The 5,439-nt window shown below is 69.4% G+C and carries 5 protein-coding genes and 1 pseudogene; 2 read left to right on the plus strand and 4 right to left on the minus strand.

The features are described from left to right. Nucleotides 1-128: 128 nt before the first annotated feature. Together pdxY and RT456_RS03305 are read left to right on the plus strand one after the other, a co-directional pair. Nucleotides 129-1,037 (plus strand): pyridoxal kinase, encoded by a 909-nt coding sequence (gene pdxY / locus RT456_RS03300; RefSeq protein ID WP_313342476.1) that lies wholly within the window; start codon nt 129-131, stop codon nt 1,035-1,037. Further along, nucleotides 1,034-2,146, plus strand: coding sequence for a prephenate dehydrogenase (locus tag RT456_RS03305; protein WP_313342479.1), 1,113 nt, complete (start codon nt 1,034-1,036; stop codon nt 2,144-2,146). The genes pdxY and RT456_RS03305 overlap by 4 nt, the downstream gene beginning before the upstream one ends. A gap of 137 nt (nt 2,147-2,283) precedes the next feature. Here RT456_RS03305 and RT456_RS03310 read toward each other — a convergent pair whose 3' ends face one another. The 4 genes and pseudogenes from RT456_RS03310 to RT456_RS03325 all read right to left on the minus strand — a co-directional run. After that, a complete protein-coding gene (locus tag RT456_RS03310; RefSeq protein ID WP_313342482.1) occupies nt 2,284-2,481 on the minus strand; it encodes a hypothetical protein in 198 nt (65 codons plus the stop codon). Between the two features lie 71 nt (nt 2,482-2,552). Continuing rightward, a complete protein-coding gene (locus tag RT456_RS03315; RefSeq protein WP_313342485.1) occupies nt 2,553-4,319 on the minus strand; it encodes an ABC transporter transmembrane domain-containing protein in 1,767 nt (588 codons plus the stop codon). Beyond that, nucleotides 4,312-4,920 carry a YigZ family protein gene (locus tag RT456_RS03320; RefSeq protein WP_313342487.1) on the minus strand — a complete coding sequence of 203 codons (609 nt, stop codon included), beginning with the start codon at nt 4,918-4,920 and terminating at the stop codon, nt 4,312-4,314. Before RT456_RS03320 ends, RT456_RS03315 begins: the two co-directional genes overlap by 8 nt. A 39-nt stretch (nt 4,921-4,959) precedes the next feature. After that, nucleotides 4,960-5,439: pseudogene (locus RT456_RS03325) on the minus strand (hypothetical protein); the annotation flags it as partial.

Below are 5,439 nucleotides of genomic sequence, written 5' to 3' on the forward strand. Positions count from 1 at the left end.
ATTTGCATAGGGGCCTGCCGGCCGCGGCGGGGCCCTCAACGCTCGCGGCAGATCCGATCGAAGACATTGCGCCATGCTTCAAGCGCATAGAAAAACGTCCCCTTTTTTTATGGGCGTAAAATGTGGGCATGAACGAATCCCTCGAAAGCCACCTGGTCCACGGGCGCCGCCAGCGCCCGGACGGTCCGTCGCCGGTCGACGTCATTTCGGTCCAGTCGCAGCTGGTGTACGGCCATGCCGGCAACAGTGCGGCGGTGCCGCCGCTGCGCGCGCTGGGTGTGCGTGTGGCTGAAATTCCCACGACGCTGCTGAGCAATGCGCCGTTCTATCCGACCACGCGCGGCCGCGTGCTGCCGGCCGACTGGTTCGCCGAACTGCTGCTGGGGGCAACTGAGCGTGGTCTTCCGGCGCGCGCGAAGATGCTGGTGTCCGGGTATTTCGGCAGCGTCGGCAATGGCGCCGCCTTTGCCGACTGGCTCGACACCGTGCTGCCGGCTTCGCCGCAGTTGCGCTACTGCCTGGACCCGGTGATCGGTGACACTCATACCGGCCCCTACGTGGAGCCGGGCCTGGAAACGATCTTCGCCGAACGCCTGTTGCCGCATGCGTGGCTGGTCACGCCGAACGCGTTCGAGCTGGGCCGCCTGACCGGCATGCCCAGCCTGGCCGAGGCCGACGCCATCGCCGCGGCGAAGGTGCTGCTCGCGCGCGGCCCCGAGTGGGTGCTGGCGCACAGCGTTGGCGGCGCGCCGGGACAACTGGTCACGCTGGCGGTCAGTCGCGATGCAATCTGGCGCTGGACCTCGCCGCACCTGCCGGTGGACGTGGCCGGCACCGGTGACGTGCTGATGTCGCTGCTGGTGGCTTTCCTGCTGCGCGGTGAGCGCTTCGAACAGGCCCTGTCGCGCTCCATCGCCGGGGTCCATGCCGCGCTGGAAGCCACGCTGGCCAACGACCATGAAGAGTTCGATGTGCTGGCCGCCGCGCCGGCCGCACTGGCGCAGCCCACCCGCTTCGTTCCCGAGCGCCTGGCGTGAGCCTGCGTCCGGTCGTTGGTATCGTTGGCAGTGCCGGCGCGTATGGGCGCTGGCTGCGCCAGTTCCTGCAGCAACGCATGGGCCTGGAGGTGATCGGCCATGATCCGGCCGACCCGCAGTCGCAGGACCCGGAGACCGTGCTCGCGCGTGCGGAGGTGCTGATCTTCTCCGCACCGATCCGCCACACCCCGGCGTTGATCGCCGATTATGTGACCCGCTCGGCCGGTCGCGAGGCCGGCCGCCTGTGGTTGGACGTGACCTCGGTCAAGAGTGCGCCGGTGGCCGCCATGCTCGCCTCGCAGGCGGAGGTGGTGGGGTTGCACCCGATGACCGCACCCCCGAAGCCGCCCACGCTCAAGGGCAGGGTGATGGTGGTCTGCGAGGCGCGCCTGTCGCACTGGCAGCCGTGGGTACAGTCGCTCTGTGACGCGCTGGAGGCCGAGTGCGTTCGCGCCACGCCCGAACATCACGACCAGGTCATGGCGCTGGTGCAGGCGATGGTGCATGCCACCCATCTTGCCCAGGCTGGCGTGTTGCGCGAATACGCCCCGCTGCTGGGGGCGCTGCCGGCGCTGATGCCCTACCGCTCGGCCTCGTTCGAGCTGGACACGGCGATCATGGCGCGGATTCTGTCGATGAATCCGGCCATCTACGAAGACATCCAGTTCGGCAACCCGCACGTGGCGCCGATGCTGGACCGCCTGTTGGCGCAGCTGCAGCAGTTGCGGACGCAGGTGGCGCAGGGAGACGATGCCGCGCGCGCCGCATTCCGTGAACATCTGCTGCATGACAACCGCGAGCACCAGGGTGAGGCGTTGCTGGCCGAAGGCAACTACACCTTCGAACGGGTCGGCTACCTGTTGGCGGACCTGACCGAGCGCAATGCGATCAGTGTGCACCTGCCCGAAGACCGGCCGGGCTCCCTGCGCGAGCTGCTGCACGTGTTCGAGCGGCACGGGGTGAGCCTGGCCTCGATCCATTCCTCGCGCACGCCCGGCGGTGAACTGCATTTCCGGATGGGTTTCGTGGCCGGCAGCGATGTGCACGCGATGCAGCGGGCCGCGGTGGAGATCGACGCCACCGGCATCGGTCGCGTCCTGCCTCGCTGACGCGACGCAACATTCATCCACAGGGGGTGTGGATGAGTTGCGCACAACCATGTGGATAACCGCGCGCAGCCCCCGGGGCACAACGCTGTCAAGATGGGTGGCTATTTATTGACCAGCGACCCGGGGTCGCGCGCTGCCTACGTGCTGAGCGTAAGCTCACCGCCGCTGGTGCGGAACACGTGGCCGTCGCGGACAAGATGGCGGCCATCGGCGAGCTCATAGCGCGCATGCGCGTCGGATGATGCGTTGGCATCGCCGGCCGGCTCATCCTTGAATTCGATGATGACGTAGTCATCGCCATTGGCGTCGGTAGCGGGGAACTGACGGAACGACATGCAACACCTCCTTCAGCAACAGGGACATGGGGCGTGAGCACCATGCAACCTGTGCCGTTAGCGGTGTGTCATCACTCGATGAACTGCAGTTTCGCCAGTTCAGCGTACAGGCCGCCCTCGGCCAGCAGCGCCGCGTGCGTGCCCTGCGCGACGATGCGGCCGTGGTCCATCACCACGATCCGGTCGGCCTTGAGCACGGTGGCCAGGCGGTGCGCGATGACCAGCGTGGTGCGGCCGGCCATCAGCCGCTCCAGCGCCTGCTGCACGGAACGTTCGCTCTGCGCGTCGAGCGCGCTGGTAGCCTCGTCCAGCAGCAGGATCGGCGCGTCCTTGAGCAGGGCGCGCGCAATGGCGATGCGCTGCTGCTGGCCGCCGGACAGGCGGGCGCCGCGCTCGCCCAGCTCGCTGAGGTACCCTTCGGGCAGCGCCTGAAGGAACTCGTCGGCTTCAGCCGCCTCGGCTGCCCGCTGCACCTCGTCGTTGCTGGCGTCCAGTCGTCCATAGCGGATGTTCTCGAGCGCACTGCTGGCAAACAGCGTGGGCTGCTGCGGCACCAGCGCCATCTGCGCGCGCAGCAGCGCCGGATCGACCCGGCGCACGTCCACGCCATCCACCTGCACGCTGCCGCTGGCGGGGTCGTGGAAGCGCAGCAGCATCGACAACACCGTGCTCTTGCCCGCGCCGGAAGGACCCACCAGTGCCACCGTTTCGCCGGGGCGCACATGCAGGTCGAAATGGGCCAGCGCGGCGGTGTCGGGCCGCTGCGGGTAGTGGAAGACCACATCCTGGAACCGGATCTCGCCGCGCAGCGGCTGCGGCAGCGGCAGCGGATCGGCCGGGGTGGAAATCTCGATGTCTTCCTGCAGCAGCTCGGCGATGCGGCCCATGCCGCCGGACGCGCGCTGCAGTTCGTTCCACACTTCCGCCAGCGCGCCTACCGAACCGCCACCGATCAGTGCATACAGCACGAACTGGCCCAGCGTGCCCGCGCTCATGCGCCCGTCGATGACGTCGTGCGCGCCCAGCCACAGCACGCCGACGATCGCCCCGAACACCAGCACGATGGCGGTGGCGGTCACCAGCGACTGCGCGCCGATGCGCCGGCGCGCGGCGCGGATCGACTCGGCCAGCGCGGCGTTGAAGCGGCCACGCTCGTACGGTTCGCGGGCATGCGCCTGCACCGTGCGTACCGCGCCCAGCGTTTCGGCGGCCAGGCTGTTGGCGTCGGCGATCCGGTCCTGGCTGGCGCGCGAAATGCCGCGCAGCCGACGCGCACCGATGATGATCGGCAGCACCGCCAATGGAATGCCCACCAGCGACCACGCCGCCAGGCGCGGGCTGGTCACGAACAGCATCACCAGGCTGCCCACTACCGTTACGCTGCTGCGCAGCGCCACAGACATGGTGGAGCCGATCACGCTGCGCAGCAGTTCGCTGTCGGCGGTAAGCCGCGAAACCAGTTCGCCGCTGCGGCTGCGGTCGTGGAACCCGGCACCCAGCGCGATCAGGTGGGCGTAGAGGCGGCTGCGCAGGTCGGCCACGACCTTTTCGCCCAGCAGCGAGACGAAGAAGAAACGCGCGGCCGTGGCCAGCGCCAGCACCACCGCAACCAGGAACAACAGGGCGAAGGCGCGGTTGATCTGCCCATTGCTGTTGAAGCCATGGTCGATCATCTGCTTCACCGCCGGCGGCAGGCTCAGCGTTGCCGCCGATGACACCGCCAGCGCCACCAGCCAGGCGCTGAACAGCCCCGCGTGGCGGCGCACGAACGGCCACAGCGTGCCCAGGCTGCCAAGACGGCGCAGCGGAGGGGCTGGCGGGGAAGAGGGGTCAGTCATGGGCAAGGCCTGGTTCGGTGCGCGGATGGATCCGGATACGATCACGGGTGGCGTCGCGCAGGCGGGTTTTCAATGGCTCGACCTGATCGGCGGGCAGGCGGAGGTGCAGTTCGACCCCGGCGGCGGTGAAGGATTCGCCCCGTTTTTCGGCACCGTGGGCGGCCAGCATCGCGTGCAGCGTGCCCAGGTCCTCGAAGCCGGCCTGCACGTCGAGTTCGGCAAGCGCCACCAGCGGCAGGCGTGGCGCGGTGCGCAGGCATTCGGCCGCCGTACCGCCGTAGGCCCGCACCAGGCCGCCCGCGCCCAGCTTGATGCCGCCGTACCAGCGGGTCACCACCACCATGACGCGATCGAACCCCTGGCCGTCGATCGCGGCCAGGATCGGCCGGCCGGCGGTTCCGGCGGGTTCGCCGTCATCACTGGAACGGTACTCGTTGCCGTGGCGGTAGGCCCAGCAGTTGTGGGTGGCGTCGGCCACGGCCACCTGCTGCAGGAAGGCCAGCGCATCGGGGGCCGCATCGATGGGGGTGGCATGGGCGACGAAGCGGCTGTGCTTTATGTCCAGGCTGTGGCTGACGGCGGTGGCGAGCGTATCGGACATCCCGGCCATTCTAGTAGGGATGGCGCGGTGCAGCGCCTCTCACGGATCGAGCAGCTGGCGCAGGTCGCGCGGCACGCGCACTTCCGGATAGTGCTGCAGATAGCGTTCCAGGCTGGCGCGCGCGGTGTCCACGTCACCGGCGTCGCGGCGTTCGCGGATGCGCTTGATCCACTGCGTGCGCGGCAGGGCGGCGTCGGCCTCGACGGCCGCATCCAGCGCACGCGCCGACAGCGCGCCGCTGGCCTCGTCCTGGGCCGGTGCCGGGCGCCTCATGATGCCCGCCCCGCCGGCGGTGCGCGCTGCCAGTGCAGGCGCAGGGGCAGCCTTGGCGCGCTCGCGCGAATCGGCCACCTGCGAGCCGGTGGCAGCAACGCTGTCCAGCTCGCTCTGTGTGTCTGCCAGCATCGCCTTGCTCTGTGGAGCGGGCGCGGCCATGGCGGGCGCCGGCGGGGGCGGGGGCGTTGCAGGCGCAGCCATCTCCTGCACCACCGCAGCGGCCGGGGGCGGTGGCAGCGGGAC

It is taken from the genome of Stenotrophomonas sp. (assembly GCF_032099025.1).
Lineage (GTDB): Bacteria > Pseudomonadota > Gammaproteobacteria > Xanthomonadales > Xanthomonadaceae > Stenotrophomonas.